Annotated in this window: 24 protein-coding genes and 1 other annotated feature; of the genes, 10 read left to right on the top strand and 14 right to left on the bottom strand. The window is 53.6% G+C overall.

Features of this window, described 5'->3' with window-relative positions:
* Positions 1-7 precede the first annotated feature (7 nt).
* The 3 genes from I6L58_RS00415 to ecpR form a co-directional block, all read right to left on the bottom strand.
* A complete protein-coding gene (locus I6L58_RS00415; RefSeq protein WP_088208358.1) occupies positions 8-676 on the bottom strand; it encodes an EcpB family pilus assembly chaperone in 669 nt (222 codons plus the stop codon).
* A gap of 57 nt (positions 677-733) precedes the next feature.
* Positions 734-1321 (bottom strand): common pilus major fimbrillin subunit EcpA, encoded by a 588-nt coding sequence (ecpA, locus tag I6L58_RS00420; RefSeq protein ID WP_006175714.1) that lies wholly within the window; start codon positions 1319-1321, stop codon positions 734-736.
* A 73-nt stretch (positions 1322-1394) separates the two neighbouring features.
* Positions 1395-1934 carry an ECP biosynthesis operon DNA-binding transcriptional regulator EcpR gene (gene ecpR, locus I6L58_RS00425; RefSeq protein WP_006175711.1) on the bottom strand — a complete coding sequence of 180 codons (540 nt, stop codon included), beginning with the start codon at positions 1932-1934 and terminating at the stop codon, positions 1395-1397.
* 926 nt (positions 1935-2860) lie between these two features.
* Here ecpR and I6L58_RS00430 point away from each other — a divergent pair.
* Positions 2861-3622: an OBAP family protein gene (locus tag I6L58_RS00430; protein WP_088208359.1), complete on the top strand. Its 762-nt coding sequence runs from the start codon at positions 2861-2863 to the stop codon at positions 3620-3622.
* A gap of 103 nt (positions 3623-3725) precedes the next feature.
* Here I6L58_RS00430 and I6L58_RS00435 read toward each other — a convergent pair whose 3' ends face one another.
* Positions 3726-7034 carry an autotransporter outer membrane beta-barrel domain-containing protein gene (locus I6L58_RS00435; protein ID WP_254082142.1) on the bottom strand — a complete coding sequence of 1103 codons (3309 nt, stop codon included), beginning with the start codon at positions 7032-7034 and terminating at the stop codon, positions 3726-3728.
* 370 nt (positions 7035-7404) lie between these two features.
* Positions 7405-7806: a RidA family protein gene (locus I6L58_RS00440; RefSeq protein ID WP_088208361.1), complete on the bottom strand. Its 402-nt coding sequence runs from the start codon at positions 7804-7806 to the stop codon at positions 7405-7407.
* A gap of 140 nt (positions 7807-7946) precedes the next feature.
* On the opposite strand from I6L58_RS00440, the gene I6L58_RS00445 reads away from it, so the two are divergent.
* Positions 7947-8549 carry a TetR/AcrR family transcriptional regulator gene (locus I6L58_RS00445; RefSeq protein WP_058608660.1) on the top strand — a complete coding sequence of 201 codons (603 nt, stop codon included), beginning with the start codon at positions 7947-7949 and terminating at the stop codon, positions 8547-8549.
* A gap of 74 nt (positions 8550-8623) precedes the next feature.
* Here I6L58_RS00445 and trpA read toward each other — a convergent pair whose 3' ends face one another.
* The 6 genes from trpA to trpL form a co-directional block, all read right to left on the bottom strand.
* Positions 8624-9433 (bottom strand): tryptophan synthase subunit alpha, encoded by an 810-nt coding sequence (gene trpA / locus I6L58_RS00450; RefSeq protein ID WP_088208362.1) that lies wholly within the window; start codon positions 9431-9433, stop codon positions 8624-8626.
* A complete protein-coding gene (gene trpB / locus I6L58_RS00455) occupies positions 9433-10626 on the bottom strand; it encodes a tryptophan synthase subunit beta (RefSeq protein ID WP_006175698.1) in 1194 nt (397 codons plus the stop codon). Before trpB ends, trpA begins: the two co-directional genes overlap by 1 nt.
* Before the next feature lie 10 nt (positions 10627-10636).
* The gene (gene trpCF / locus I6L58_RS00460; protein ID WP_088208363.1) at positions 10637-11995 is read right to left on the bottom strand and encodes a bifunctional indole-3-glycerol-phosphate synthase TrpC/phosphoribosylanthranilate isomerase TrpF; all 1359 of its coding nucleotides are present in this window, start codon (positions 11993-11995) and stop codon (positions 10637-10639) included.
* Between the two features lie 3 nt (positions 11996-11998).
* Positions 11999-13594, bottom strand: coding sequence for a bifunctional anthranilate synthase glutamate amidotransferase component TrpG/anthranilate phosphoribosyltransferase TrpD (gene trpD, locus I6L58_RS00465; RefSeq protein ID WP_006175694.1), 1596 nt, complete (start codon positions 13592-13594; stop codon positions 11999-12001).
* On the bottom strand, positions 13594-15156 hold the full coding sequence (locus I6L58_RS00470; protein WP_088208364.1) for an anthranilate synthase component 1: 1563 nt from the start codon (positions 15154-15156) through the stop codon (positions 13594-13596). Before I6L58_RS00470 ends, trpD begins: the two co-directional genes overlap by 1 nt.
* Before the next feature lie 26 nt (positions 15157-15182).
* Positions 15183-15277, bottom strand: a sequence feature (Trp leader region).
* A complete protein-coding gene (gene trpL, locus I6L58_RS23025; protein WP_127463542.1) occupies positions 15254-15298 on the bottom strand; it encodes a trp operon leader peptide in 45 nt (14 codons plus the stop codon). It overlaps the preceding feature by 24 nt.
* Before the next feature lie 139 nt (positions 15299-15437).
* On the opposite strand from trpL, the gene rnm reads away from it, so the two are divergent.
* From rnm to rluB, 3 genes are all read left to right on the top strand, one after another.
* Complete coding sequence (gene rnm / locus I6L58_RS00480) at positions 15438-16319, top strand: RNase RNM (RefSeq protein WP_006175692.1); 882 nt, start codon at positions 15438-15440, stop codon at positions 16317-16319.
* Positions 16316-16936, top strand: a complete 621-nt coding sequence (locus I6L58_RS00485; RefSeq protein ID WP_006175691.1) for an L-threonylcarbamoyladenylate synthase — start codon at positions 16316-16318, stop codon at positions 16934-16936. The genes rnm and I6L58_RS00485 overlap by 4 nt, the downstream gene beginning before the upstream one ends.
* A 96-nt stretch (positions 16937-17032) precedes the next feature.
* Positions 17033-17908: a 23S rRNA pseudouridine(2605) synthase RluB gene (gene rluB / locus I6L58_RS00490; RefSeq protein WP_006175690.1), complete on the top strand. Its 876-nt coding sequence runs from the start codon at positions 17033-17035 to the stop codon at positions 17906-17908.
* A gap of 36 nt (positions 17909-17944) precedes the next feature.
* Here the strand turns inward: rluB and cobO are convergent, their stop codons facing one another.
* On the bottom strand, positions 17945-18535 hold the full coding sequence (gene cobO / locus I6L58_RS00495; protein WP_058608666.1) for a cob(I)yrinic acid a,c-diamide adenosyltransferase: 591 nt from the start codon (positions 18533-18535) through the stop codon (positions 17945-17947).
* A complete protein-coding gene (locus I6L58_RS00500) occupies positions 18532-19293 on the bottom strand; it encodes a YciK family oxidoreductase (protein WP_058608667.1) in 762 nt (253 codons plus the stop codon). Before I6L58_RS00500 ends, cobO begins: the two co-directional genes overlap by 4 nt.
* Before the next feature lie 253 nt (positions 19294-19546).
* Here I6L58_RS00500 and sohB point away from each other — a divergent pair, with 253 nt between their 5' ends.
* On the top strand, positions 19547-20593 hold the full coding sequence (gene sohB / locus I6L58_RS00505) for a protease SohB (protein WP_088208365.1): 1047 nt from the start codon (positions 19547-19549) through the stop codon (positions 20591-20593).
* Positions 20594-20627: 34 nt separating this feature from the next.
* Here the strand turns inward: sohB and I6L58_RS00510 are convergent, their stop codons facing one another.
* Positions 20628-20879: a YciN family protein gene (locus tag I6L58_RS00510; RefSeq protein WP_006175686.1), complete on the bottom strand. Its 252-nt coding sequence runs from the start codon at positions 20877-20879 to the stop codon at positions 20628-20630.
* A 400-nt stretch (positions 20880-21279) separates the two neighbouring features.
* Between I6L58_RS00510 and topA the strand changes: the two genes are divergently transcribed.
* The 4 genes from topA (at position 21280) to ymiC (ending at position 25924) form a co-directional block, all read left to right on the top strand.
* A complete protein-coding gene (gene topA / locus I6L58_RS00515; protein WP_088208366.1) occupies positions 21280-23877 on the top strand; it encodes a type I DNA topoisomerase in 2598 nt (865 codons plus the stop codon).
* Between the two features lie 185 nt (positions 23878-24062).
* Entirely contained in the window at positions 24063-25037 is a 975-nt protein-coding gene (cysB, locus tag I6L58_RS00520; RefSeq protein ID WP_006175683.1) for an HTH-type transcriptional regulator CysB, read from the top strand.
* A 338-nt stretch (positions 25038-25375) separates the two neighbouring features.
* A complete protein-coding gene (locus I6L58_RS00525) occupies positions 25376-25516 on the top strand; it encodes a YmiA family putative membrane protein (protein ID WP_216647795.1) in 141 nt (46 codons plus the stop codon).
* Positions 25517-25825: 309 nt separating this feature from the next.
* On the top strand, positions 25826-25924 hold the full coding sequence (ymiC, locus tag I6L58_RS22835; protein ID WP_042320567.1) for a small membrane protein YmiC: 99 nt from the start codon (positions 25826-25828) through the stop codon (positions 25922-25924).
* Positions 25925-25966: the final 42 nt, after the last annotated feature.

Below are 25966 nucleotides of genomic sequence, written 5' to 3' on the forward strand. Positions count from 1 at the left end.
CAGCTGTCTATTTCACAGGAACAAACTGCTCACCCTGCCAAAGCGCAACACGTCCTTTTTTATCCGCCGTATCCACACGCGTAAAACGACGTGATTTACCCGGCATCAGGTAGTAATTCTCCTTACACTCCTTACCGTTGGCAGCCTTAATGCAGGGGCCATAGGCAAGGATCCGCAGCGTTGCATTCCCGGAATTAGTAAGCTCGCCGTTGGCGTACTGAAAGCGGTAGTTCACATGACGGGGTGCTACTACCAGGATGGTGCCGATGCGTGCAGAGGCGGTAGCCACCGCGCTGCGGTTGGCTTTATCCCGCTGGAGGTCACTGAGAGCCTGATCGAACCAGACAATGCGGTAATAGCGCTCTTTGTCATCTGATGGCCCTTTGTAGAAGAAACGAATTACATCGCTGGCCTGGGCGGGCAGCAGCAGGCTGGCAGGGGTGAGCAGCACCTCATCGGGTTTGTCCATTGGGATAACCTTCCCGTCATCCAGCGGTGAGGAGAGTCGTTCGAGATGAATATTGATCAGGCGGCCGCTGTCGGTGCTATTTTTGATCGTCTTGCTCAGCGTGCTGCTGCCGCTGTTCATAAATGAGGAAATATCGCCGACATCCAGCGCCTGCGCCGGCGCCCCCCCGATGAGCAGCAGCCCGAGTGCCAGAAGGCGTTTTTTCATAACAATTCCGTCCGTGAATAAAAGCAGGGGAGGGCCCCTGCTTGTGCATCAAGTGGTTTAGCTGGTCCAGGTGGCATCAAACTGTACGCTGACGTCGCCGCTCCAGACCCCTTCCGGCAGGGTGCTGAAATCGGTCACTGCGGTAGTACCGTTGGTGGTGCCACTGATGATGGAGAAGGTGAACCCATCCTGCGCGGTGGTACGGCCGCTGGCGTTGTAGCCGTTAGCGAGCGCACTGAGGTTGCCGCCCAGTACACCGTTTGCGGTATCGATCATTACGGTATCGGCAGCTTTTTCGACTGCCGCACCGTTGTAATCCACGCCCACGCTCAGTGTGGAGCCGGAGGTATCCAACTGCGTTAAGGTATTGGTGATAAGACGCGAGGTCAGCTTAAAGGCGGTAGCCGTTGAGTCACCCTCAATCGCCACGTCAAACAGCCCTTTTTGTGAGTTAAAACCTTTGACGCCTTCGGCATACTGAAACGCCAGGCTGCCGAGGGGGGTCACCACAAGCTTGCTGGTCGTGTCCTTTTTGGCAGTCGCAGACCAGGTCGCTACAGCCTGAGCTGTTACGTCAGCAGCCTGAGCCACACCCATACCGGTAAACGCCGTTACCAGAGCTATTGCCAAGACCTTTTTTTTCATCGCTTTTCATCCTGAGTTAAATTAAGGACATGATGTCCCGGTGAATCATCTTAAAAACGTTATTCGACGGTTATTAAACCAGCTTATATATTTTGGAATACAGTTTTGCCTCAGCGTTACGCCGATGGGTATATACTGTCTTTACGCTACAATTTTCTATTCTTGCGATCGATTTGGGTTGCATGCCCTGGGCTGTTAAACGAATTATTTTCATTTCCCGGTCAGTGATTTTATCTTTTTTAATATCTTTGCGAAGAAACCTACCATTGATTGCATAGGCCAACTCTTTACGAATGTCACGACACAAAGCCACGTATACAATGCCTCTGATATTGCTATTGTAATACCAGTAATTCGCCAGAGCTTCTGACTTTCTGGCCGCAATCAGTATGACCTGCTTCCCCTTTACCGCAGCCAGCCATTCGCTATCGCGCGTGATAAACTCGGTTAAAGAAGCCGTATTAAGATTGATGAATACAAAATCTCTTTTTATTTTCTCCAGTGACAGGTAGATTAATTCATCGATATCCGCAATCAGTTCGTATAGTCCTTTACAGAAGAAGGAGTCATGGGCAGACCAAATGTATTTATCGGAGCAGTATTTATATTCCATATGGTTTCGCACCTCATAGTCCTTGAAGTTATCATTTTGTTTGTCAGGGCTGTAAAACTACAGGGGTATTGGGTTGCTTGAATTATTCTCCATCAAATGAGGTTCTTTTTTGCCCACCAGAATTGGATGGGCAAATTTAATTTTTGATAACTATTTTGCTTGGAAGTGAATTTAAGTTTTTTCCTAATGAGTGTCAACGCGGGCGAAGAAATGAGATTCTGTGTCTGGGGCAATATTTACACAAAATTAAAATATTGATTTTTTGAGGTGAGGAAAAAGGCATTTATTTTCATAGGGTTATTTATAATAAGGCATTAAATTCTTAACAGTGCTTTATATTAACCAGGATCTTCACCTAACTGTGTTAGGAATAGTCTCAGTGACAGGTGTGGGAAGTTTGTGAAATAACCTGAAAATAATAATAAAAATAGATAATTAAACCATATAATAAAGAAAATTAGGGTGATTCGCTTGTCCATAAGGTAAATTTGCGGTTTTATATGCCGCACAAAATAGTTATATATATGTTAATAATGCTGGGTAATTGAAACAGAGCAAAGGTTTATAACCATCCACTCGGGAATAGAGGATCCAATTGTAAGATTTACCGGCTAGTGCCGAATTTTGCCTGCATTTACAGGCACCCATTTCTATTTCTTACCGGGAAGCTTAGCTGTTTTTTTGCACTTGACCAGCGGCCAGCCAGGTATTGCCTTCGTCTCTTTAAGTACTTTCTTAAGAACACTTTTTGTATGGAGTACGATAACAAGCCTGACGCTGCCGTTCCTGAAGTGGAGAGAGAGGGGCATGGACGTGGTGTGTAAACGGAAGCTATGCCACTTTGCCCGATGGTTTAGTAAAAATTCTCCTGGCGGGTCTGCGCGAATGTACTACTTTCAGTAAAGTGACGATTACAGGGAGGGCCAATGAAACCACTATCGCTTTTATTATTGTCGAGCCTGACTTTAGTGGGGTGCGGCGCGAACAATACCCCTTCAAATACTCCTGTTCCGGGTGTAAAAACCTCCGCCGGCATGAGCACGCTGGAAGCCGGTGCTCAGCTTATCCAGTCCCGTCCGCCCGTTGATGCAATGAGTGCCTATCTTGACGGTTTCCATTTTTATAGCGGTGATAAAAATGGCCAGATGGAAGCCCATCATTATGTAACAGTGTTGAATGATGAGGTGATGCAAGCGGTGATCTACGACGGTAACACCAAAGATGCCCGTTTAATGGGCGTTGAGTACATCATTAGTGAGCGTTTGTTTAACACGCTGCCGCCGGAAGAAAAAAAATTGTGGCATAGCCATCAATATGAAGTGAAATCCGGCAGTCTGATTGCCCCGGGTTTACCTGCAGTGGCAGACAAAGCGTTGATGAGCAAAATTGTGAATACCTACGGGAAGACTTGGCATACCTGGCACACCGACCGCGATAAAACGCTGCCGCTCGGCATTCCGACACTGATGATGGGCTTTACCGGGGAAGGGCAGTTAGACCCCAAACTGCTGGCGGACAGAGATCGGCGCTTTAACGTCAGCACGCAGGCTATCAAACAAGAACGTAAGGATATTGTGGCGCACCCGGTTGCTAAAGGCGCTGATGCCTGGCAGCGTGGTGAGGTGATCCAGCTTAAGCGGGTTGAAGGTTCAGGTGAGCATGTTCACGGAGACACAAGCCATTTCTGATACCATAAAAAAGTGAATGTAACCTGTCGGAATCCCCCGGCAACGCCGGGGGGAACGGTGAATTAATTTACGATCAGCCGTATTATTTTCTCATTCTCAGACATCAGAAACGCCAGGTAGCTGAAAGATTACCTGCGATCGCGTTATAGCCAGAACGAAACATTTCGCTTTCAACCCCGATGCCCAATTCGACATCAGTGTTGATTTTATAGCGCATTCCCGCCTTAACACCCAGAGTGTCACGGCCAGCCACCTGATTCCTGGAACTAAACGATGTGCTGCGATAGTTGGCGAAAGAGGCTTGTTGCTCTACATTGCCATCCAGAAGTTCATGATCCCAGGTAAGCTGCAAATCAGCTGCGATAGACGCCCCTGAAGCGAGCGGTACATTCCAGTTACCATTCACCCCGATACTTGATCTCAGAGAATCGAAGGTCTCCGAATCCAGCATCAGCCGGCTGCCGTCATTGCCGCTTTCCTTCACGCCAGGTCGATGTAATGTGGTGTAATTTAATGACGTTACCGGTCCGGCGCTCACATTATCATTCAGCGCCCATCGATAGCCCCCGCCGGCCGTAACAGAGCCTGTCAGTCCGGTCCAGGTGGCATGGTGGTTTGCTCCGTAAGTTTCTACATGAATGTTTCTATCCATCCAGCTGTCTTCAATACCCAATCGGCCTGTGCCGAATAAATACATCCCTTCGGACCTTTCAGCGCCGTAACGGGCATGAATACCCAGATCGAAAGCAGTGGTTTTCCCGGTCGCGGTTTCTGGTGATTTGACCGTCACCGACTGGCCGCTGACCGCACCATGAAAGCCATAAATCCAGTTGTGATTCCGATCGTTTTGTTTTTCAGCACCGAACACCATGCCATAACTGCTAGCGTCGTACCCTACACTGTCCCCCTGGCGCTGTTGCCAGAAGCCGCCGCCAAAGGGGATGGCAAAGCTGCGCCATTCGCCTTCCGCCAGTTGTTTCGACATTACAGCAGGATGAGGCCCGCCAATGATCCGCGCTATCTGTTGTTCACGTTGAAGGGAACTTGCGAACATGGCGCTGTAGGCGCCCGCAGAAAGCTGCGGCAGGGCATGGCTGATACTTCCGCCATCAGCGGCTGAGAAATCCAGAGTACGGTACAGCGGCTGTATATCCGACTTAGCATCTGCCACAATTTTATCCAGCGCTTGCCCTACCTGCCGCGCATTGGCGTCTTGCGCATACTGGCTGTACGCGTTTGAAGCGCGCAGCATGGAGAGTTGCCAGCTATTCTTTCCCTGAGGCGTTGTCTGCAGCGTTAGCGTGGGGGAGCGGAGCACGCTGTTCACCGCACTGAACTTGCCGCTGTAAGAGTCTGTTTTTAGCAAATCTTGCGAATTCAGAGTCCAGTTTGTCGCGTACCAGTCCGGTTGCGGCGCAAACGTCAGTTGACCGTCAAATTGTGCGTGGCCGTCCACTCGCAAAGTATCATGCCTGCCGCGCCCGTCGACTTCCAACACCAGCTGCCCGGTATCCCCCTGTTGATAAGCACCTGAGATAGTGATTTGCCCAAGTGAATTACCCGGCGCAAGGATCCCGTTATTTACAAAGCGGCCTTCCTCATTAAGGGTGTAGCTGCCGTTGCCGGATAGGGTGGCACCTGGCGCGATAATCATGCTGTAAATCTGAAAATCGCCATTTAGCGAGGTTTTCCCTCCGCGCGCGTCCAGTGCCAGATTATTAATACCTTCAATGTTTCCGCGATAAGTAAAGCGGAAAGCAGAATCAGCAGCTTCCGTCGCCTGCCCATACGCATTGGCCTTCCGACCGAAGGTAAGCTGTGTTAACCGCTGTTGGCCATAGGCGTCCTGCTCGGCGTAGTCCGAATAAATATCGCCTTCCAGCCGGGCACCCGATAATATATTTATATTACCGACCAGCGCATTTGGTGAAATATAAATTGCCGCGCCTTTACCGGCAACCCGCCCGCTGATGTCGGCATTATCCACTAAGGCTCCCTGCAGTTCGGGTAATAATGCATCGTAATATCCGTCCACGATATGTAGCCAGGAACCACGATAGTCAACTTCGTTACCCAGCAGGTTATTGCCAAAATCAAAACTAATAGCGACGCCACTGGTGCCCAGTGCCTGAACATCGCCGCGTTGAATAAGGTTGTGCTCTTTACCGTAGGCAAACATCACCCCACGGCCATTTACGCCATCGGCGTATACCCGTATTCCGGGTTCGATGCTCAGGGTGTTATTTTGCCCATCTATACGGATACCCGCGCCGCCAGCCCCTGATGTCAACAGGTCCGCTTGTTGAAAGATATGGTTATTACTGCCATATACATGCAGGCCAACCCCCAGATTAGCGGTATTATATTGCCCGGCCAGATAGCCATCCGCCTGCTGATTACGCTGAAAATATCCATTGCGGTTAACAAGAGTTTGCCCGTTGCCATACAGCGAAAAACCGAAAAAGTTACGTCGGTCAATCTGATATCCCATGTCCTGCAACAACGCCAGTTCCGCTTCCATAAAGGTTGTGTAATTACGGTAGTTCTGATGGCTCATCATGCTGTTCTTCAGCTCGATATGGCTCATGTAGTTATCATCGACCGAACCGTCGTCTGCTAACATTTTCACCGGCACGCCAGGCATGGCGCCTGCAAGCACTTCATTTACGTGCTCGCCGGTGAAATAGCCTTTATCGAGCCGGACATCAAAGCCTTGCGAATCCCATCTGTTATTGCATCCATTACACAATATGACTTGCCCTGGCCGGGCAGGATTGCCACGGTCATCGCGCAGATGGCTGGTCCAGGATCCGAAAGGCCCGTTATCGAAAGCGGGCGTGAATGTGCCACTTCCGTGCAGGTCGGTAACCATATTAGATATTCCCAGGCCATGGGCCAACTCATGAACAGCGACGCTGACCAGATCAACCTTTCCAGTGCGCGGCAATTGCGCAGGCACATAGGGAACGTTGTCAAAATCCAGTTTGCCCATGATGAACTGGGCATGAGAGCCGAAGGTCAGATCTCCGGTATCAATGCCATTCAACGCTCCCTGCAACTGCGTCAGACTGATAATGCCATCGGTAACTGAATCGCTGGAACCAGCGGCATTCTCGTCATTAAACGTCCCCACATTGATAATGGCGGGCAGTTGCCCTGGTCTGGGGGTAATGACTTCAGCCCAGTAACGCATGGCATCAAGTATTTTTTCTTTTTGTTGCTGACCAAGATCCCACGTTGATTCAGCCGCGCTCGGCCAGCCCGGCATAAAGGGACCGTCGCCAACATTAAAGAAACGCACTTCAAATACCGCAATATTTTGTGGGTTATAGACCAGATAGCTTTCTCCTGCATACGAATTATTACTGACAAATAAACCCGTTAGTGCAGCCGTCATAAAAAACCTTTTCATATAAACCATCCTTGTGTAAAAAAAGTTATTGTCTACGTCCGTGACTATAAGTTCACACCTGAGCTCAATAAATCATCAACAAATATAATAATTATCGATATGATTTGTTAATTTATAATAAAGGTCAAACTTGCCCTGTGATAGCCTCATCTTTCAGAATTTTATAAAGGATGGAGCGACTGATGATGGTCGCCGTTTATTGTGGAAACCCTGAAAAAGGGACCAGTGGTTTTAGCTTATCAGTGCGGTATTACGTACATTCTTCTTTGCTATTTAATCCCTTCATAGCCATCTATCGTTTCACGCCAAATCAAACATAGCCGTGCGATTTCACACAGATATCGCTCCCTGATATCTGTGTGCGACCTCTTTATTTCTGATGTTCAGGGATTCGTGCAATAACCTTTATCTCAAAATCAAAGCCTGCCAGCCAGTTCACGCCCACCGCTGTCCAGTTCGGATAGGGGGGCTTCGGGAAAAGGGTTTGTTTCACCTGCATAATGGTTGGAAACTGATTCTCTGGATCGGTATGAAAGGTTGTCACATCGATAAGATCGTCGAACGTACAGCCTGCAGCATTAAGCGTGGCCTTGAGATTATCGAAGGCACGTTCTACCTGCGCGGCAAAGTCGGGCTCGGGTGTACCATCTTCCCGGCTCCCCACCTGCCCGGACACAAACAATAAATCACCAGAGCGGATCGCTGCGGAATAACCATGCTTTTCATAGAGCGCGTGGCGATTTGCAGGGAAAACGGGTTTCGGTTGGTTCATAACGTATCCTTTATTTGGATGGGCGGCAGCGGATGCGCGGCATAGATAAATGAATTAATATACGCGGCGTATGTAAACTTAATCACACATACGCCGCGTATGTCAAACTTCCTGCGCGGCGTTTATTGCAAGGAGTCCATATGGCTGCCAAACGCCGCGCCGAAACGATGGAAGAAACCCGCATAAAGTTGATTGCTGCTGCACGAAAAGCCTTCGCCGAAAAAGGGTTTGCCGCAGCATCAATGGATGATTTGACCGCCAGCGTCGGCCTGACGCGTGGGGCCCTGTACCACCATTTTGGGGACAAAAAGGGGTTACTTGCCGCTGTGGTTACCCAGGTGGATTCTGAAATGGCGCAAAGTGCCAAAGATGCCGCGGCACATTACGGTGATGACCAGCAAAAGCTTCTGGCTGAAGGGATCGCCTATATCAGGATGGCGCTTGATGAAGAGGTCCGGCGCATTGTTCTGCTTGATGGCCCGGCTTTTCTCGGGGACCCTACAAAATGGCCGAGTCAGAATAACTGCCTTGATGCCACGCGGGAGCGCATTTCAGATCTGATTGAACGCGGCTTAATCAAGCCGGTAGATGTCGATGCCACTGCCTGGCTGCTAAACGGGGCCGCACTGAATGCCGCGCAGTGGGTGGCTGCAAGCGAAAATCCGCAGGATGCATTACCAAAAGCGATTCAGGTTTTTACCCTGTTGGTAAATGGCCTACTGGAAGGTGCCACGCTTTCATAACGCCGAAAATATCATTGCCTGTTTCACAGGGAATAAGAGGAACCGTCTGGTCCAGTGACCAGACGGTGGCAGGATCAGGCTTTGCGGGTTGCCGCTTTCATTTCGCTAACAAATGTTTTCAGCTCAGCCAGCATCTGGTCGGGCTTATCAAGATTTTTCTCGATGATTTTAACAATCGCAGAGCCGGAAATCGCGCCCGCAGCTTTTGCATCTATTGCCGCTGCAACCTGATCCGGTGAAGAGATACCAAAGCCCTGCAGCGGCGGAGCCGCGTGATACTCGGCCAGTTTCTCCACCAGATGATGCAGAGGCAGCGCCGCTTTGTTTTCAGCGCCGGTCACACCCGCACGGGAGAGCAGGTAGGTATACCCCCGTCCGTAAGAAGCAATCTGACGCAGCAGTTCGTCATCTGCGTTTGGCGGACAGATGAAAATCGGTGCAACGTTGTGGCGCATCGCCGCCTGGCGGAACGGTGCAGACTCTTCAACCGGCACATCGGCCACCAGCACAGAGTCAACGCCGACGCGGGCGCACTCGGCATAAAACTCATCAATGCCGCGGTTAAAGACCAGGTTGGCGTACATCAGCAGGCCAATCGGGATGGTCGGGTGTTTCTGACGGATTGCCGCCAGCATCTCGAAACATTGAGTTGGGGTGACGCCGGAGGCAAAAGCGCGCAGGGTGGCGTCCTGAATGGTTGGGCCATCCGCCAGTGGGTCAGAGAAAGGGATGCCCAACTCCAGCGCATCCGCACCGCCTTCAATCAGGGCATCGATAATTTTAAGCGACTGCTCAGGACCCGGGTCGCCCAGAGTGACGAAGGGGACGAACGCGCCTTCCTGGCGGGCCTTCAGCTGTGCAAATACGTTATCATAGCGTTCCATCAGATTTCCCCTCGTGCTTTCAGAATATCGTGAACGGTGAAGATATCTTTGTCACCGCGACCGGAAAGGTTGACCACCAGCAGCTGCTCTTTCTCCGGGTTCTCTTTGATCATTTTCAGGGCGTGCGCCAGGGCGTGGGAAGATTCCAGCGCCGGGATGATCCCTTCGTTACGACACAGGGTCTTGAACGCCTCCAGTGCTTCGTCATCGGTAATCGAGACGTACTCAGCGCGCCCGATGCTGTTCAGGTGAGCGTGCTGAGGCCCCACAGACGGGAAGTCCAGTCCGGCGGAGATGGAGTAAGACTCTTCAATCTGGCCTTCATCGGTCTGCATCATAGGAGACTTCATACCGAAGTAGATCCCAACCCGACCATGCTTCAGCGGCGCGCCGTGTTCACCCGATTCGATTCCGTGACCGGCAGGCTCTACACCAATCAGACCAACGCGAGGTTCATCGATGAAATCAGCGAACATCCCGATGGCGTTTGAGCCGCCGCCCACGCAGGCGATAACCGCATCCGGCAGACGTCCCTCTTTTTCGAGGATCTGCGCTTTCGTTTCTTCCCCGATCATGCGCTGGAATTCGCGCACGATGGTCGGGAACGGATGCGGACCTGCGGCGGTGCCAAGCATATAGTGCGCGGTGTCGTAGCTGCCAGACCAGTCGCGCAGCGCTTCGTTACAGGCATCTTTCAGCGTGGCGGATCCGCTGTGAACCGGGATCACTTCAGCCCCCATCAGGCGCATACGGAAGACGTTTGGCGACTGACGCTCGACATCTTTTGCGCCCATGTAAATACGGCATTTCAGGCCGAGCAGGGCGCTGGCGAGGGCGGATGCCACACCGTGCTGGCCTGCGCCGGTCTCGGCGATGATTTCGGTTTTGCCCATGCGTTTTGCGAGCAGCGCCTGACCAAGGACCTGGTTGGTTTTATGCGCACCGCCGTGGAGCAAATCTTCACGCTTGAGGTACAGCGTGGTTTTGCTGCCTTCGGTCAGGTTGCGGCATTTTGTCAGGGCCGTAGGACGCCCCGCGTAGTTTTTCAGCAGATCGGTAAACTCGGCCTGGAACGCCGGGTCTTTTTGCGCGCTGACAAAGGCTTCTTCCAGCTGGCGCAGAGCGGGCATCAGGATCTGTGGCACGTACATACCACCGAACTCACCAAAATACGGGTTTAGTAATGTCGTCATTATTTATTCCTTAATATGCACGCAGAGTTTTAAATACCGAGGCCAGCTTGCTGGCATCTTTTATGCCCGGCTGGGACTCTACGCCTGAATTGAAATCGAGACCGGCGCAGCCGGCTTTGGCCGCTTCTACACAGTTATCCGGGCTGAGACCGCCTGCGAGCAGGACATTGTCCAGCGCTTCGTCTTTCAGCAAGGACCAGTCAAAGCGCTGGCCCGAGCCGCCCTGGCCGTTGTCGAGCACGTATTTATCAACATGATTCAGATTACGCGGCGGTAACGTGTCGCCCACGCTTTGCGCTTTCCAGATTTGCACCCGAGGCGCCAGCGCGGCGCGCAGCGCATCGATATACGCCTGATCTTCGTTGCCGTGCAGCTGTACCGCACGCAGGGATAACGCCTCGGCTTTTGCTGCTACGTCGGCAATATCGGCATTGCGGAACACGCCCACATAGCTGAGTGGGGCCGCCGCAATAACGTTACGGGCCTGGTCTTCACTCACCGCCCGGGGCGATGAGTCCACGAAAATCAGCCCGCCATAAATAGCGCCCGCTTCATACGCGGCCTTGGCATCCTGCTCGCGCGTTAATCCACACACTTTGTTTTCACCCAGCAACACGCGGCGGACCGCCGCGTTGAGATCGTCATGTTCCATCATCGCGGAGCCGATCAGGAAACCGTTGGCAAAGTGGCTCAGTTCACGCACCTGGGCGTAGCTGTTGATGCCGGATTCGCTGATGACCGTCACGCCCGCCCCCAGGCGTGGTGCAAGCTGGCGCGTACGGTTAAGGTCGATTGACAGGTCGCGCAGGTCGCGGTTGTTAATGCCAACCACTTTTGCCTCAAGGGCGATGGCGCGCTCCAGCTCCTCTTCGTTGCTCACTTCGGTCAGCACACCCATGTTCAGGCTGTGGGCCACCGCAGAGAGCTGGCGGTACTGCTCGTCATCGAGCACCGAGAGCATCAGCAGGCAGGCGTCGGCCTGGTAGAAACGCGCGAGCCAGATCTGATACGGGTCGATAATAAAGTCTTTGCAGAGGATCGGCTGCGGCGCAATGCCGCTGACGATGGGCAGGAAATCAAAGCTGCCCTGAAAATATTTCTCATCCGTCAGCACCGAGATGGCGGACGCATGGTGTTTGTAAATTCCGGCAATGCGCGCCGGGTCGAAATCGTCACGGATCACGCCTTTGGACGGAGACGCCTTTTTGCACTCCAGAATAAACGCGGTGCGCGCGCCCTGCAGGGCATCATAAAAGCGGCGCGTGCTGGGCACGACGTCATTCTGAAAGCTGGCAAGCGGCTGCTGCGCCTTGCGTGCTTCAACCCAGATGGCCTTATCGGCGACGATTTTCGCTAAAACGGTCTGCATTCTTTACCCTCTTGCCGCAAGTGCGGTAACGCGATCGTAAGCTGCACCGGAGCGCAGTACGTCCAGAACTTTTTGCGCGTTGGCCTTCAGATCTTCCTCACCGTGCAAACGCATCAGCATGGCGACGTTGGCAGCAACGGCGGCCTCATGAGCGACTTCACCTTTACCTTGTAATAAGCGCGTGAGAATGTCACGGTTTTCTTCCGGCGTGCCGCCTGCAAGCGCCTCCTGATGGTACGGCGTTAAACCGAAGTCAGCCGCGTCGAGCTGATAGCTCAGAATTTCACCGTTGCGCAGTTCAGCGACCAGCGTAGGGGCGTGTAACGAAACCTCATCCATACCACCGCTATGAACGACAGCGGCACGCTGATAACCCAGCACGCGCAGCGTCTCGGCAATCGGCAATACCAGCTCAGGGCTGTAGACGCCAATCAGCGCCAGCGGTGGATGGGCCGGGTTGATCAACGGGCCTAAAACGTTAAACAGCGTGCGCGTTTTGAGCTGCTGACGAACCGGCATCGCGTGGCGGAAACCGGTGTGATATTTCGGCGCGAACAGGAAGCAAACGCCGAGATCGTCCAGCGCTTCTCGCGAGCGTTCGGCCTGCATGTCGAGGTTAATCCCAAATGCCGCCAGCAGGTCGGATGAACCGGATCGGCTGGACACGCTGCGGTTGCCATGTTTTGCCACTTTCAAACCACAGGCAGCCGCCACGAAGGCGCTGGCGGTGGATATATTAATGCTGTTGCTGCCGTCACCGCCGGTACCGACGATATCGGCAAACTGATAGTCGGGCCGCGGGAACGGGGCGGCGTTTTCCAGCAGGGCCGTTGCCGCACCGGCAATCTCCTGCGGGCTTTCGCCGCGCACCTTCATGCTGACCAGCGCGGCCGCCAGTTGCTCAGGTTTCAGCTCGCCACGCACCACCGCGGAGAAGAGCTGGTGGCTCTCCTGCTGGCTCAGGGTTTGCGCCTGGTACAGTTTCTCAAGGATCGGCTGCAGCGTGTTGGTCTGCTCCAGCTTCTGCAGCGCCCAGTTCAGCGTTTGCTCAAGCAGGCGCGCGCCGTTAGAGGTCAAAATCGATTCCGGGTGGAACTGCAGTCCGCATACGCGGTCCGCATCGTGACGCACGGCCATCACCATACCTTCAAACGAGGCGTTGATGGTCAAACCGGCCGGGATATTGCTGCCGACCAGCGAGTGATAGCGCGCCACCGGCAGCGGATTTGGCAGACCGGCAAACATGGCCTGGCCGTCGTGTTCAATGCTGGATGCTTTACCGTGCAGAATTTCACCCGCCTGGCCGACGTAACCGCCGTACGCTTCCACAATCGCCTGATGACCCAGGCAGATGCCGACGATCGGCAGCTTGCCGCGCATCCGGGTCAGCAGTTCAGGCATGCAGCCCGCTTCGCTCGGTGCGCCGGGCCCCGGAGAGAGCATCAGCACCGGGTTTTGCATGGTACCCAGACGGTCAATCAGCGTTTGCGCCGGAACATGGTTACGGTAGATAACGACGTTATGACCGTTTGCACGCAGCTGATCTGCCAGGTTGTAGGTAAAGGAGTCGATATTATCGAGCAGCAGAATGTCAGCCATCAGAAAATCTCCTGTGCATGATGGGCGGTCGCAATGGCGCGCAGTACCGCGCGGGCCTTACTGCGCGTTTCGTCAGCCTCAGACTGCGGAACAGAATCAAGAACAATCCCTGCGCCCGCCTGAACGGTGGCGATCCCGTCCTCGACATACGCGGAGCGGATCACGATGCAGGTGTCCAGGTCACCGTGCGCGGTGAAATACCCCACCGCGCCGCCGTAGCTGCCGCGTCGACGGCCTTCGGCTTCGGCGATCAACTGCATCGCACGGACTTTCGGCGCGCCGCTCAGGGTGCCCATGTTCATGCAGGCGCGATAGGCGTGCAGCACGTCGAGGTCGCTACGCAGTTCGCCAACCACGCGGGAGACGAGGTGCATCACAAACGAGTAGCGGTCAACTTTGGTCAGGTCTGCCACGTAGCGGCTGCCGGGGGTGCAGATACGTGCCAGATCGTTGCGCGCCAGGTCTACGAGCATCAGGTGCTCGGACAGCTCTTTGTGATCGGTGCGCATCTCCAGCTCGATACGGCTGTCGAGATCGCGATCGAGCGTGCCATCAGCACGGCGTCCACGCGGGCGCGTGCCGGCAATCGGGTAGATCTCAATCTGGCGGCTGGTGGCATCGTACTTCAGGGAGCTTTCCGGCGACGCGCCGAACAGCGTGAAATCGTTGTCCTGCATAAAGAACATGTACGGACTTGGGTTGCTTTTTTTCAGCACGTCATAGGCCGCCAGCGGCGACGGGCAGGGCAGTGAGAAACGGCGAGACGGCACCACCTGGAAAATTTCCCCGGCGCGGATCGCTTTCTGCATCTGACGAACCACCGCACCGTATTGATCGTCGGTCTGGTTTACGTCACAGGCCATTTTTTCCACGCGCTGCACCGGCAGTGCAGGTGGCTCTTGTGTCATCTGCTGTTGCAACTGAGCGATGCGGTGCTCAAGGCGGTTTTTCTCCGCGGCAGAAGGCGTAAACAGGCTGGCCTGTATACGGGTGTATTTTTTCTGATGGTCGATCACCAGCAAGGTTTCGGCCAGATAGAAGCAGTAGTCCGGGCAACGGTTGCCTTGCTCGGTTTCCGGCAGCGTTTCGAAACCGGCGACCAGATCGTAGGCAAACAGTCCGCCGAAGAACATGGCTTCACGCTCGTCTTCCGGCACCGAAACCAGATTCTGCAGCAGGCGGAAAGCATCAAATACGGACAGGGAGCAAAGGCGAGCATCTTCGTCCAGCAGCTGGCTGACCGGCGGGAAGCGCAGAATGCGCATATCCGGATGGCGTTCGTTGTCGATGCCTGACGGCAGAGCCGCGTCCAGCAGGGGCAGCAGAGACGCGCCATTTTCTGATAAGGCCTTAATAGTGACGACGTCACCTAATGCAGTAATGCGCAGCGCGCTGTCGACCAGCAGCAGGCTTTTCAGATCGTCTTTGCTGTCGATATCCGCCGATTCCAGCAGCAGGGTGGCCGGGCGCGCGCCGCACACCTGGTGAAACAGCGCGGTCGGATTATGGCGATAGGCCGCCTCGCAGGTCAGCAGTTCGAGGTTGGGTTTGGCTGTTTGCATGGTTGTGTTCTCATCATATTTTGTTCAAAAAAAAGCCCGCTTGGGAGCGGGCCGGGTATCTGTTTGCTTGTCGCAGACGCGTGACACCGCCCGATAATCAGGAAGCGCGCCACCAACCGTGCAAAGCGAAATGTGCTGTCATTTTCAGATACCTTTCTCGTGTGAACTTGCGTACTAGTTAACTAGTTCGATGGCGTATTGTCAACCCTTGATTTCATAATTTCACGCAAGGCCGTTATCATAGGGTTTTAGAAGGTTTCCAACCTGTAACGGGAAGTGCTTTGAGCGATACCACATACGCCATAATTTACGATTTACACAGTCATACTCAGGCCTCTGATGGCCTGCTGACGCCCGAGGCGTTGGTCCATCGCGCCGCAGAAATGCGGGTCGGCACCCTGGCGATAACCGATCACGATACCACCGATGCGATCCCGGCGGCGCGCGCCGAAATTGCCCGCAGCGGATTAGCGCTCAACCTGATTGCCGGCGTCGAAATTTCGACCCTCTGGGAAAACCATGAAATTCATATCGTTGGCCTGAACATTGATATAGACCATCCGGCAATGCGCGCGTTTTTGCAAGAACAAAAAGTCCGCCGCAACCAGCGTGCCGAGATGATTGGCGAGCGGCTGGAAAAGGCACATATTCCCGGGGCGCTGGAAGGCGCGCAAAAACTGGCGAAGGGCGGGGCGGTGACGCGAGGTCATTTTGCCCGTTTTCTGGTTGAGGCGGGCAAGGCCACGACGATGGCCGACGTCTTTAAAAAATATCTGGCGCGTGGGAAAACAGGATACGTTCCGCCACAGTGGTGTACAATAAAACAAGCTATTGATGTCATTCATCATTCTGGCGGTAAGGCGGTGCTGGCCCATCCCGGGCGGTATAATCTTTCTGCTAAATGGCTGAAAAGACTGCTGGCACACTTTGCCGAAAGCGGCGGTGAGGCGATGGAAGTTGCCCAGTGCCAGCAGGCGCCCAATGAGCGATCCCAGCTCGCGACCTATGCACAACAGTTTGGCCTTCTTGGCTCACAGGGCTCTGATTTTCATCAACCCTGCGCGTGGATTGAACTGGGGCGTAAGCTCTGGCTTCCTGCAGGCGTGGAGCCTGTCTGGACGCTCTGGGAACAGCCACAGCATATTGAAGAGAGGGAAGTATGAGTCAGTTTTTCTATATTCATCCGGATAACCCGCAGGCGCGTCTGATTAATCAGGCCGTGGAGATTGTTCGTAAGGGCGGCGTGATCGTCTACCCGACCGATTCGGGCTACGCGCTGGGCTGCAAAATTGAAGACAAAGGCGCAATGGAACGCATCTGCCGCATTCGCCAGCTCCCGGACGGGCATAACTTTACCCTGATGTGTCGGGATCTGTCTGAACTGTCGACCTATGCCTACGTCGACAACGTGGCGTTTCGCCTAATCAAGAACAACACGCCCGGCAATTACACTTTCATCCTGAAAGGGACAAAAGAGGTGCCGCGCCGTCTGTTGCAGGAAAAACGCAAAACCATCGGGATGCGCGTACCCTCTAACCCGATTGCGCAGGCGCTGCTGGAAACCCTGGGCGAGCCAATGCTCTCAACGTCGCTGATGCTGCCCGGCAGCGAATTTACCGAGTCCGATCCGGAAGAGATCAAAGATCGCCTGGAGAAGGTGGTGGAGCTGATCATTCATGGCGGCTACCTCGGCCAGCAGCCGACAACGGTGATAGATCTTACCGAAGATGCGCCGGAAGTGATTCGTGAGGGCGTGGGTGACGTTAAACCTTTCTTGTGAAGGTGTAAGCAGCTATACTACGCGGCCATCAAAATTGGGCGCAGCTCCGTTTTGACCTGATTCGACGCCTGTGAAGGCGACACCTGAGGAAGCTCAATGAGCGAGAAGTTACAGAAAGTGCTGGCGCGCGCCGGCCACGGCTCACGCCGTGAAATTGAAGCCATTATTGAAGCGGGCCGCGTGAGTGTGGACGGTAAAATCGCCACGCTGGGTGACCGCGTTGAAATCGTGCCGGGGTTAAAGATCCGTATTGACGGTCATCTTATCTCGGTTAAAGAGTCCGCTGAACAAATTTGTCGCGTGCTGGCTTACTACAAGCCAGAGGGCGAGCTGTGTACTCGTAATGACCCGGAAGGGCGACCAACGGTCTTCGACCGTTTGCCTAAACTGCGTGGCGCTCGCTGGATTGCCGTAGGGCGTCTGGACGTGAACACCTGCGGTCTGCTGCTGTTCACCACCGATGGTGAGCTGGCAAACCGTCTGATGCACCCAAGTCGTGAAGTGGAACGTGAATACGCCGTGCGCGTTTTCGGCCAGGTAGATGAGAACAAACTGCGCGATCTGTCGCGTGGCGTACAGCTCGAAGACGGTCCTGCGGCGTTCAAAACCATCAAGTTTACCGGTGGCGAAGGGATCAACCAGTGGTATAACGTTACCCTGACCGAAGGCCGTAACCGCGAGGTTCGTCGTTTGTGGGAAGCGGTGGGCGTGCAGGTTAGCCGTCTGATCCGCGTACGCTACGGCGATATCCTGCTGCCGAAAGGCCTGCCGCGCGGCGGGTATACCGAGCTGGACCTGGCGCAAACCAACTACCTGCGTGAACTGGTTGAACTCACCCCGGAAACCTCCTCTAAAGTGGCCGTGGAGAAAGATCGCCGTCGCATGAAGGCGAACCAGATCCGTCGTGCGGTGAAGCGTCACAGCCAGGTGAGCAGCAATCGCCGCTCTGGCAGCCGTAACAACAACGGTTAAAACGAAAAGCCCGGTTAACGCAACCGGGCTTATTTCTTAGTAATCAATGCCAATTTGCGCTTTGATACCGGCATCAAAGGCATGTTTAACCGGCCGCAACTCGCTGACCGTATCCGCCAGGTCCAGAATATCCCGATGACAGCCACGCCCCGTGACGATCACCGTCTGGTGCGCAGGACGATTCTTTAATGCGTCCAGTACGCTTTCCAGCGAAAGATAGTCATAAGCCACCATATAGGTTATCTCATCCAGTACCACCATGTTCAGTGTCGGGTCAGCCAGCATCCTTTTTGCATGCTCCCAGACGGCGAGGCAGGCAGCGGTGTCCGTTTCCCGGTTTTGGGTATCCCAGGTGAAGCCGGTTGCCATAACCTGAAACTCCACGCCGTGAGGCTCCAGTAAATTACGCTCGCCATTGGGCCATTCGCCTTTAATAAACTGAATGACACCCACTTTATGCCCGTGCCCGACGGCACGGGTGACGGTGCCAAAGGCGGCGGTGGTTTTACCTTTGCCGTTGCCGGTAAACACAATAATGATACCGCGCTCTTCCTGGGCCGCTGCCACCCGGGCGTCGACCTGGTCTTTAAGACGCTGCTGGCGCTGCTGATGACGTTCGTCACTCATTGTGAAATTCCCGGTTTACGGCCCGGCTGGGCATCAAAGGTCATGCCCGTTTTACGACGGCTGTCGTCGCCCATCAGCCAAAGGTACAGCGGCATGATATCCGCCGGGGTTTTGAGCTTGTGCGGATCTTCCGTCGGGAAGGCGCTGGCGCGCATTTTGGTACGCGTACCGCCAGGGTTAATACAGTTTACGCGCAGATGGCGGTTTTGATACTCCTCAGCCAGCACCTGCATCATACCTTCGGTCGCGAATTTCGACGCCGCATAGGCACCCCAGTTTGCCCGCCCTTCACGGCCCACACTGGAGGAGGTAAAGACCAGCGAGCCAGAATCCGAATTCAGTAATAAAGGAAGCAGTGCCTGAGTCAGGAAGAAGGTGCCGTTGACGTTGACCTGCATCACCTGCTGCCAGATGTCGGGGTCCTGCTCGTCCATCGGACGGACTTCACCCAGCAGCCCCGCGTTGTGCAATACGCCGTCCAGGCGCGGGTAATGGGCGGAAATACGCTGGGCAAGTTCCTTACACGTTGCCGGCGTACAGGTCAGCAGATCGAGGGTATACCAGGGCGTGGACGTGCCGCCAGCACGTTCAATTTCCTGCGCCACGGCTTTGAGTTTCTCCTCGTTACGGCCCACGAGGATGACGCTTGCGCCGTATTCTGAATAGGTGAGTGCAGCCTCGCGGCCGATCCCGTCGCTGGCACCGGTGACAAGAATAATTCGGTTCTGCAGCAGATTTTTTTGCGGTTGATAGTGCACGGTGACTCCTCGGGCGCACAGAGCGTTAAACGCGCCTTCTTTATATGACTTTTCGGCTTTATGCCCGAAATAGCATGAGAATTCAATCAGTCTACAGGACAGAATGCTGAGAAATTAACAATTTGCAACTATTTAAAGAGAAACGCGGGAATTCCTGAAGGCGACTCGCAGAGGTCTTGTCACAGGCGAGACGCCCGCGCCGCGCTGATGTACACTGGCGTGGAAGAATCGTGGTCAAATCAAGGTGGAACGCGTGGAATTACTTTCTCAATATGGGCTGTTTTTGGCAAAAATCGCAACGGTGGTGATTGCTATTGCGGTGATAGCCGTTTTGATTGTCAACCTGACGCAGCGCAAGCGTCAGCGTGGTGAGTTACGCATTACCCGCCTGAGTGAGCAATATAAAGAGATGCAGGAAGACATGTCGCTGTCCCTGCTCGATAGCCATCAACAGAAGTTGTGGCACAAGGCGCAGAAGAAAAAGCACAAGCAGGAGGCAAAAGCGGCAAAAGCCAAAGCAAAATCGAATCTCCCTCAGGATGCAGGCAAACCGCGGGTTTACGTGCTGGATTTTAAAGGCAGTATGGATGCCCATGAAGTCTCTTCCCTGCGCGAAGAGGTAACAGCCGTTCTGGCCGTCGCGAAACCGCAGGATCAGGTAGTCGTTCGTCTGGAGAGCCCTGGTGGTGTGGTTCATGGCTATGGTCTGGCGGCCTCCCAGCTACAGCGTCTGCGCGAAAAACAGATCCCGCTGACTGTGGCCGTCGACAAGGTTGCGGCGAGCGGGGGCTATATGATGGCCTGCGTGGCGGATAAAATTGTTGCTGCGCCGTTCTCCATCATTGGGTCCATCGGCGTCGTGGCGCAAATTCCTAACTTTAACCGCTTCCTGAAAAACAAAGAGATCGACATTGAGTTGCATACCGCAGGCCAGTACAAGCGTACCCTGACGCTGTTGGGTGAAAACACGGAAGAAGGGCGTCAGAAATTCCGCGAAGATCTCAACGAAACGCACCACCTGTTTAAAGACTTTGTGCACCGCATGCGTCCAACGCTTGATATTGATAGCGTCGCGACGGGCGAGCACTGGTACGGCATTCAGGCACAGGAGAAGGGGCTGGTGGATGACGTGGGGACCAGCGACGACCTGCTGCTGAACCTGATGGAGGAGCACGAGCTGGTGGGCGTGCGCTTTACCCAGCGTAAGCGTCTGCTTGACCGCTTCACCAACAGCGCAGCGGAAAGCGCCGATCGCCTGCTGTTACGCTGGCTGCAGCGCGGACAGAAACCGCTGCTGTAAACAAAAACGCGAGGCCTTTGCCTCGCGTTTTACTTTAGTCGACCAGGTGATAGCGCTCTGAGAGCGTGTGCGCCAGGTATTTAAACATGTTAAATACCGCTGTGCTCTTCGGCGTAGGTAACCCCTGTTCATCAAGGAAGTATTCGCCGCTAAAGACTAACACGCCGTTCCGTTGCTCCACGCCCGTCGCTTCAATGCCCGCCAGAGTATCTTCATGTTCGCGAATAAGCCGGTTTGCTTCGATAAGCAGAGAGGCTCGGTCGATAGGTTGGGTCGTATTCTGCATATTCTACTCCTTAAAACAGTGGCAGTAGTTTACGCCGAGGGGGCGTCAGGGGCAAATTTTCCCTGTTATCTGAGGGGGTAAGCACACCGGCCCCGGCTGGCGCAATCTGTTATTGCATGCTAATAAAGTTGCGTAACGAATTTTATCAGGTACAGTGTGCGCTTTCGTCATTCTGGCAACAGAATTGCTTGACATTCAACCGGGAATTCGTCACGAATTGTCCTTGATGTGAGAAAAATACCCGAAAACTCAATGGCCTGGATGTCGCCTTTCTGACGTTCGGTAAGACTAAGGGGTTGATATCCCCTGGCGCAGTCGCAATATCATTGGCTCGTCGTCAGCGGAAGGGATATCAACGTGCGGCGTATTCCTGGAAGAATTAAATTAGGTAAAGGTGAATATGGGTAAAGCTCTCGTCATCGTTGAGTCCCCGGCAAAAGCCAAAACGATCAATAAGTATCTGGGTAACGACTACGTGGTTAAGTCCAGCGTTGGTCATATCCGCGATTTGCCGACCAGTGGCTCAGCCAGCAAAAAGAGCGCAGACTCTACCTCCACCAAAGGGGCTAAAAAGCCTAAAAAGGATGAACGTAGCGCGCTTGTCAACCGCATGGGTGTTAACCCGTGGCATAACTGGGATGCACAATATGAAGTGCTGCCCGGCAAAGAAAAAGTCGTTAACGAGCTGAAGCAGCTTGCTGAAAAAGCAGACCACATCTATCTCGCAACCGACCTTGACCGCGAAGGGGAGGCCATTGCATGGCACCTGCGGGAAGTGATCGGGGGGGACGACAAACGCTACAGCCGTGTAGTGTTTAACGAAATTACCAAGAATGCGATTCGCCAGGCATTTGAAAAACCGGGTGAACTGAATATCGACCGTGTAAACGCTCAGCAGGCGCGCCGCTTTATGGACCGCGTAGTGGGCTATATGGTCTCGCCACTGCTGTGGAAAAAAATTGCCCGCGGCCTGTCTGCCGGTCGAGTGCAGTCGGTTGCGGTCCGTCTCGTGGTTGAGCGTGAGCGTGAAATCAAAGCGTTCGTACCGGAAGAGTTCTGGGAAGTCGATGCCAATGTCACCACGCCAGGCGGCGATGCGCTGCCATTGCAGGTGAGCCACCAGAACGACAAGCCGTTCCGTCCCGTTAACCGTGACCAGACCATGGCGGCGGTGGCGCTGCTGGAGAAGGCGCGTTATCAGGTACTGGATCGCGAAGACAAACCGACCAGCAGCAAGCCTGGCGCACCGTTTATTACCTCCACGCTGCAACAGGCGGCAAGCACGCGTCTGGGTTACGGCGTGAAAAAAACCATGATGATGGCGCAGCGCTTGTATGAAGCGGGCTATATCACTTATATGCGTACTGACTCAACCAACCTGAGCCAGGACGCGGTAAACATGGTTCGCGGTTATATCAGCGACAATTTCGGCAAGAAATATCTGCCGGAAAATGCCAATCAGTACACCAGCAAAGAGAACTCGCAGGAAGCGCACGAAGCGATTCGTCCTTCCGATGTCTCTGTATTAGCCGAGTCGCTGAAAGACATGGAAGCGGATGCACAAAAACTGTATCAGCTGATCTGGCGCCAGTTTGTGGCCTGCCAGATGAAGCCTGCGAAGTATGATTCCACAACCCTGACGGTCGGCGCAGGTGATTTCCGTCTCAAAGCACGTGGGCGTATTCTGCGCTTCGACGGCTGGACTAAGGTGATGCCTGCGTTGCGTAAAGGCGACGAAGACAAAACGCTGCCTGCGGTGAATAAGGGTGATGAGCTGTCGCTGGTGGATCTGGTTCCGGCTCAGCACTTCACCAAGCCACCGGCACGTTTCAGCGAAGCCTCGCTGGTGAAAGAGCTTGAAAAACGCGGTATCGGTCGCCCGTCGACCTATGCGTCGATCATCTCGACAATTCAGGATCGTGGTTACGTTCGTGCTGAAAACCGTCGTTTCTATGCCGAGAAAATGGGTGAAATTGTTACCGACCGTCTGGAAGCTAACTTCCGCGAGTTGATGAACTACGATTTCACCGCGCAGATGGAAGACAGCCTCGATCAGGTTGCCAGCCATCAGGCAGAATGGAAAAAAGTGCTTGATAGCTTCTTCAGTGACTTTACCAACCAGCTTGAAAAAGCGGAGAAAGATCCTGAAGAGGGCGGCATGCTGCCAAACCAGATGGTGTTGACCAGCATCGACTGCCCAACCTGTGGGCGCAAAATGGGGATCCGTACCGCCACAACGGGCGTCTTCCTCGGCTGTTCCGGCTATGCGCTGTCGCCAAAAGAGCGCTGCAAAACCACCATCAACCTGGTACCGGAGAACGAAGTTCTCAATGTGCTGGAAGGTGATGATGCAGAGACCAACGCCCTGCGTGCGAAACGCCGCTGCCAGAAATGCGGCACGGCGATGGACAGCTACCTGATCGATCCGAAACGTAAGCTGCACGTCTGTGGTAATAACCCGACCTGCGATGGCTACGAGATCGAAGAGGGTGAGTTCCGTATTAAAGGCTATGACGGCCCGATCGTTGAATGCGAGAAATGTGGTTCTGAAATGCACCTGAAGATGGGGCGCTTCGGCAAGTACATGGCCTGCACCAACGACGAGTGTAAGAACACGCGTAAAATTCTGCGCAATGGCGAAGTGGCGCCGCCGAAGGAAGATCCGGTCCCGCTGCCAGAACTGCCGTGTGAGAAGTCTGATGCTTACTTCGTGCTGCGTGATGGTGCAGCTGGCGTGTTCCTCGCGGCCAACACCTTCCCGAAATCTCGCGAAACCCGCGCGCCGCTGGTGGAAGAGCTGTATCGCTTCCGCGATCGCCTCCCCGAGAAACTGCGTTATCTGGCCGATGCGCCTCAGCAGGATCCCGAAGGCAACAAAACCGTTGTGCGTTTCAGTCGTAAAACGAAGCAGCAGTACGTTGCTGCGGAGAAAGAGGGCAAAGCGACCGGCTGGTCCGCCTTCTTTGTTGACGGAAAATGGGTTGAAGGCAAGAAATAACCTTCGTAACGCGTAGCTTTCCTGTTTAAGGGCCGGTTCTCCGGCCCTTTTTATTACCTCGTTATTATTTTTTGTTCCGTACTATACAGTCAGGCTATAAATGATATAGTGGTTATAGTTAACCCGTTTCTTATTATTAAATCGTCTTAAGCGATTGACCCGTGCGCTAAATCGGATGGTCTGGCATGAAATTACAGCAGCTTCGCTATATTGTTGAGGTCGTCAATCATAACCTCAACGTCTCCTCGACCGCAGAAGGACTCTACACTTCGCAACCCGGCATCAGTAAGCAGGTCCGTATGCTGGAGGACGAATTGGGTATTCAGATTTTTGCCCGCAGCGGTAAACACCTGACGCAGGTCACGCCTGCGGGGCAGGAGATCATTCGCATTGCCCGGGAAGTGCTTTCGAAAGTCGACGCCATTAAATCGGTCGCCGGAGAACATACCTGGCCGGATAAAGGCTCGCTCTATATAGCCACGACGCACACCCAGGCGCGTTACGCCCTGCCAGGCGTCATTAAAGGGTTTATCGAGCGTTATCCGCGCGTTTCCCTGCATATGCACCAGGGTTCCCCGACGCAGATTGCTGAAGCCGTTTCCAAGGGCAACGCGGACTTTGCCATTGCGACAGAAGCGCTTCACCTGTATGACGATCTGGTGATGCTGCCTTGCTACCACTGGAACCGCTCAATTGTCGTTACGCCAGATCACCCGCTTGCGGGGAAAGGCTCGGTGACTATAGAAGAATTGGCCCAGTATCCCCTTGTGACCTATACCTTCGGCTTTACGGGCCGTTCAGAGCTGGATACGGCGTTTAACCGTGCGGGACTTACACCTCGCATTGTCTTCACCGCAACGGATGCGGACGTCATTAAGACCTACGTGCGTTTAGGGCTGGGCGTTGGGGTGATTGCCAGCATGGCGGTTGACCCGGTTTCTGACCCGGATCTGGTTCGTCTTGATGCCCATGACATCTTCAGCCACAGCACGACTAAAATTGGCTTCCGTCGTAGCACCTTCCTGCGCAGCTATATGTATGATTTCATTCAGCGCTTTGCCCCGCATCTCACGCGTGACGTGGTAGATACCGCCGTAGCCTTACGCTCCAATGAAGATATTGAAGAGATGTTTAAAGACATTAAGCTCCCTGCCAAATAATCACTTCCGGTATCTTTCCCCGGCGGAAAGATACCGATTAATCTTCTTAAAACTAAATCAGAATTATCATCATCTGCACTTAGCGACCATATAAAGCCCTAATCCATTTTACTTGTGGGGTTTTACTGTCGCGAAATTGCGACAAAAGTAGAAAGTAATTTACCGCTACGCAAATAATTCCTTTCAAATATTTATTTCTGGTCAAAAGAATGAATATTTCCCATGCCTGGATACGTAAATTCACTGGCTTTTCAGCTAAAGTTTCTTTAGGATTTATCTCAACCGATGATTAATTGTACCAATTGTTTGGTCTCAAAATGATAAGCGATATCGATTGTATGAGGTTAGCAATGCCTGCAGGAAGTGAAGAACCGCAAAGGGATCCCGCGCTTAAGCGTAAAGCCTGGCTGGCGGTCTTTCTGGTCTCAGCCCTGTTCTGGCTGGTCGTTGCTCTCCTTGCCTGGAAATATTGGGGTTGAATATGGCAGTGACGGTACGTACAGAAACGGTTAAACAGATGTGTCAACATCGTGACAGTAGCCACAAGGGCCGCAAAGCGCCGGCTACCAGTGTGCCAGCATCCTGGCGGCTGACGCCGCAGCAGCAGGCTTTTATTGATGTGTTCGCAGAAGACGAACCCAGAAAACAATAATTTACTTTTTGCGTAGCAATGCAAATAGACTGAATAAAGTCTCTGCGCTTTTGTACTCTTTAATAAATACACATCGGCAATATAGAACTGAGGGCAAACCTCGGAACCTTAATTAATAAAGCCTGGTGTCCCTATGATGAATAACATGACAACGCTCAAATACTGGTCATGGATCGGCGTTTTCTCCGTGTCGATTCTGTTCTGGTGCCAGCTCCTCTGGCTGGCCGTCAACTGATCCAAAACCTCGCTTCGGCGGGGTTTTTCATTTTCCGCACCT

Origin of the sequence: Enterobacter cancerogenus, assembly GCF_019047785.1 — a bacterium.
Lineage (GTDB): Bacteria > Pseudomonadota > Gammaproteobacteria > Enterobacterales > Enterobacteriaceae > Enterobacter > Enterobacter cancerogenus.

Coding starts and splice junctions, on each gene's coding strand:
- I6L58_RS00415 (WP_088208358.1), bottom strand. CDS start 676: ATGAAAAAACGCCTTCTGGCACTCGGGCTGCTGCTCATCGGGGGGGCG.
- ecpA (WP_006175714.1), bottom strand. CDS start 1,321: ATGAAAAAAAAGGTCTTGGCAATAGCTCTGGTAACGGCGTTTACCGGT.
- ecpR (WP_006175711.1), bottom strand. CDS start 1,934: ATGGAATATAAATACTGCTCCGATAAATACATTTGGTCTGCCCATGAC.
- I6L58_RS00430 (WP_088208359.1), top strand. CDS start 2,861: ATGAAACCACTATCGCTTTTATTATTGTCGAGCCTGACTTTAGTGGGG.
- I6L58_RS00435 (WP_254082142.1), bottom strand. CDS start 7,034: ATGAAAAGGTTTTTTATGACGGCTGCACTAACGGGTTTATTTGTCAGT.
- I6L58_RS00440 (WP_088208361.1), bottom strand. CDS start 7,806: ATGAACCAACCGAAACCCGTTTTCCCTGCAAATCGCCACGCGCTCTAT.
- I6L58_RS00445 (WP_058608660.1), top strand. CDS start 7,947: ATGGCTGCCAAACGCCGCGCCGAAACGATGGAAGAAACCCGCATAAAG.
- trpA (WP_088208362.1), bottom strand. CDS start 9,433: ATGGAACGCTATGATAACGTATTTGCACAGCTGAAGGCCCGCCAGGAA.
- trpB (WP_006175698.1), bottom strand. CDS start 10,626: ATGACGACATTACTAAACCCGTATTTTGGTGAGTTCGGTGGTATGTAC.
- trpCF (WP_088208363.1), bottom strand. CDS start 11,995: ATGCAGACCGTTTTAGCGAAAATCGTCGCCGATAAGGCCATCTGGGTT.
- trpD (WP_006175694.1), bottom strand. CDS start 13,594: ATGGCTGACATTCTGCTGCTCGATAATATCGACTCCTTTACCTACAAC.
- I6L58_RS00470 (WP_088208364.1), bottom strand. CDS start 15,156: ATGCAAACAGCCAAACCCAACCTCGAACTGCTGACCTGCGAGGCGGCC.
- I6L58_RS00485 (WP_006175691.1), top strand. CDS start 16,316: ATGAGTCAGTTTTTCTATATTCATCCGGATAACCCGCAGGCGCGTCTG.
- rluB (WP_006175690.1), top strand. CDS start 17,033: ATGAGCGAGAAGTTACAGAAAGTGCTGGCGCGCGCCGGCCACGGCTCA.
- cobO (WP_058608666.1), bottom strand. CDS start 18,535: ATGAGTGACGAACGTCATCAGCAGCGCCAGCAGCGTCTTAAAGACCAG.
- I6L58_RS00510 (WP_006175686.1), bottom strand. CDS start 20,879: ATGCAGAATACGACCCAACCTATCGACCGAGCCTCTCTGCTTATCGAA.
- topA (WP_088208366.1), top strand. CDS start 21,280: ATGGGTAAAGCTCTCGTCATCGTTGAGTCCCCGGCAAAAGCCAAAACG.
- cysB (WP_006175683.1), top strand. CDS start 24,063: ATGAAATTACAGCAGCTTCGCTATATTGTTGAGGTCGTCAATCATAAC.
- I6L58_RS00525 (WP_216647795.1), top strand. CDS start 25,376: ATGAGGTTAGCAATGCCTGCAGGAAGTGAAGAACCGCAAAGGGATCCC.
- ymiC (WP_042320567.1), top strand. CDS start 25,826: ATGAATAACATGACAACGCTCAAATACTGGTCATGGATCGGCGTTTTC.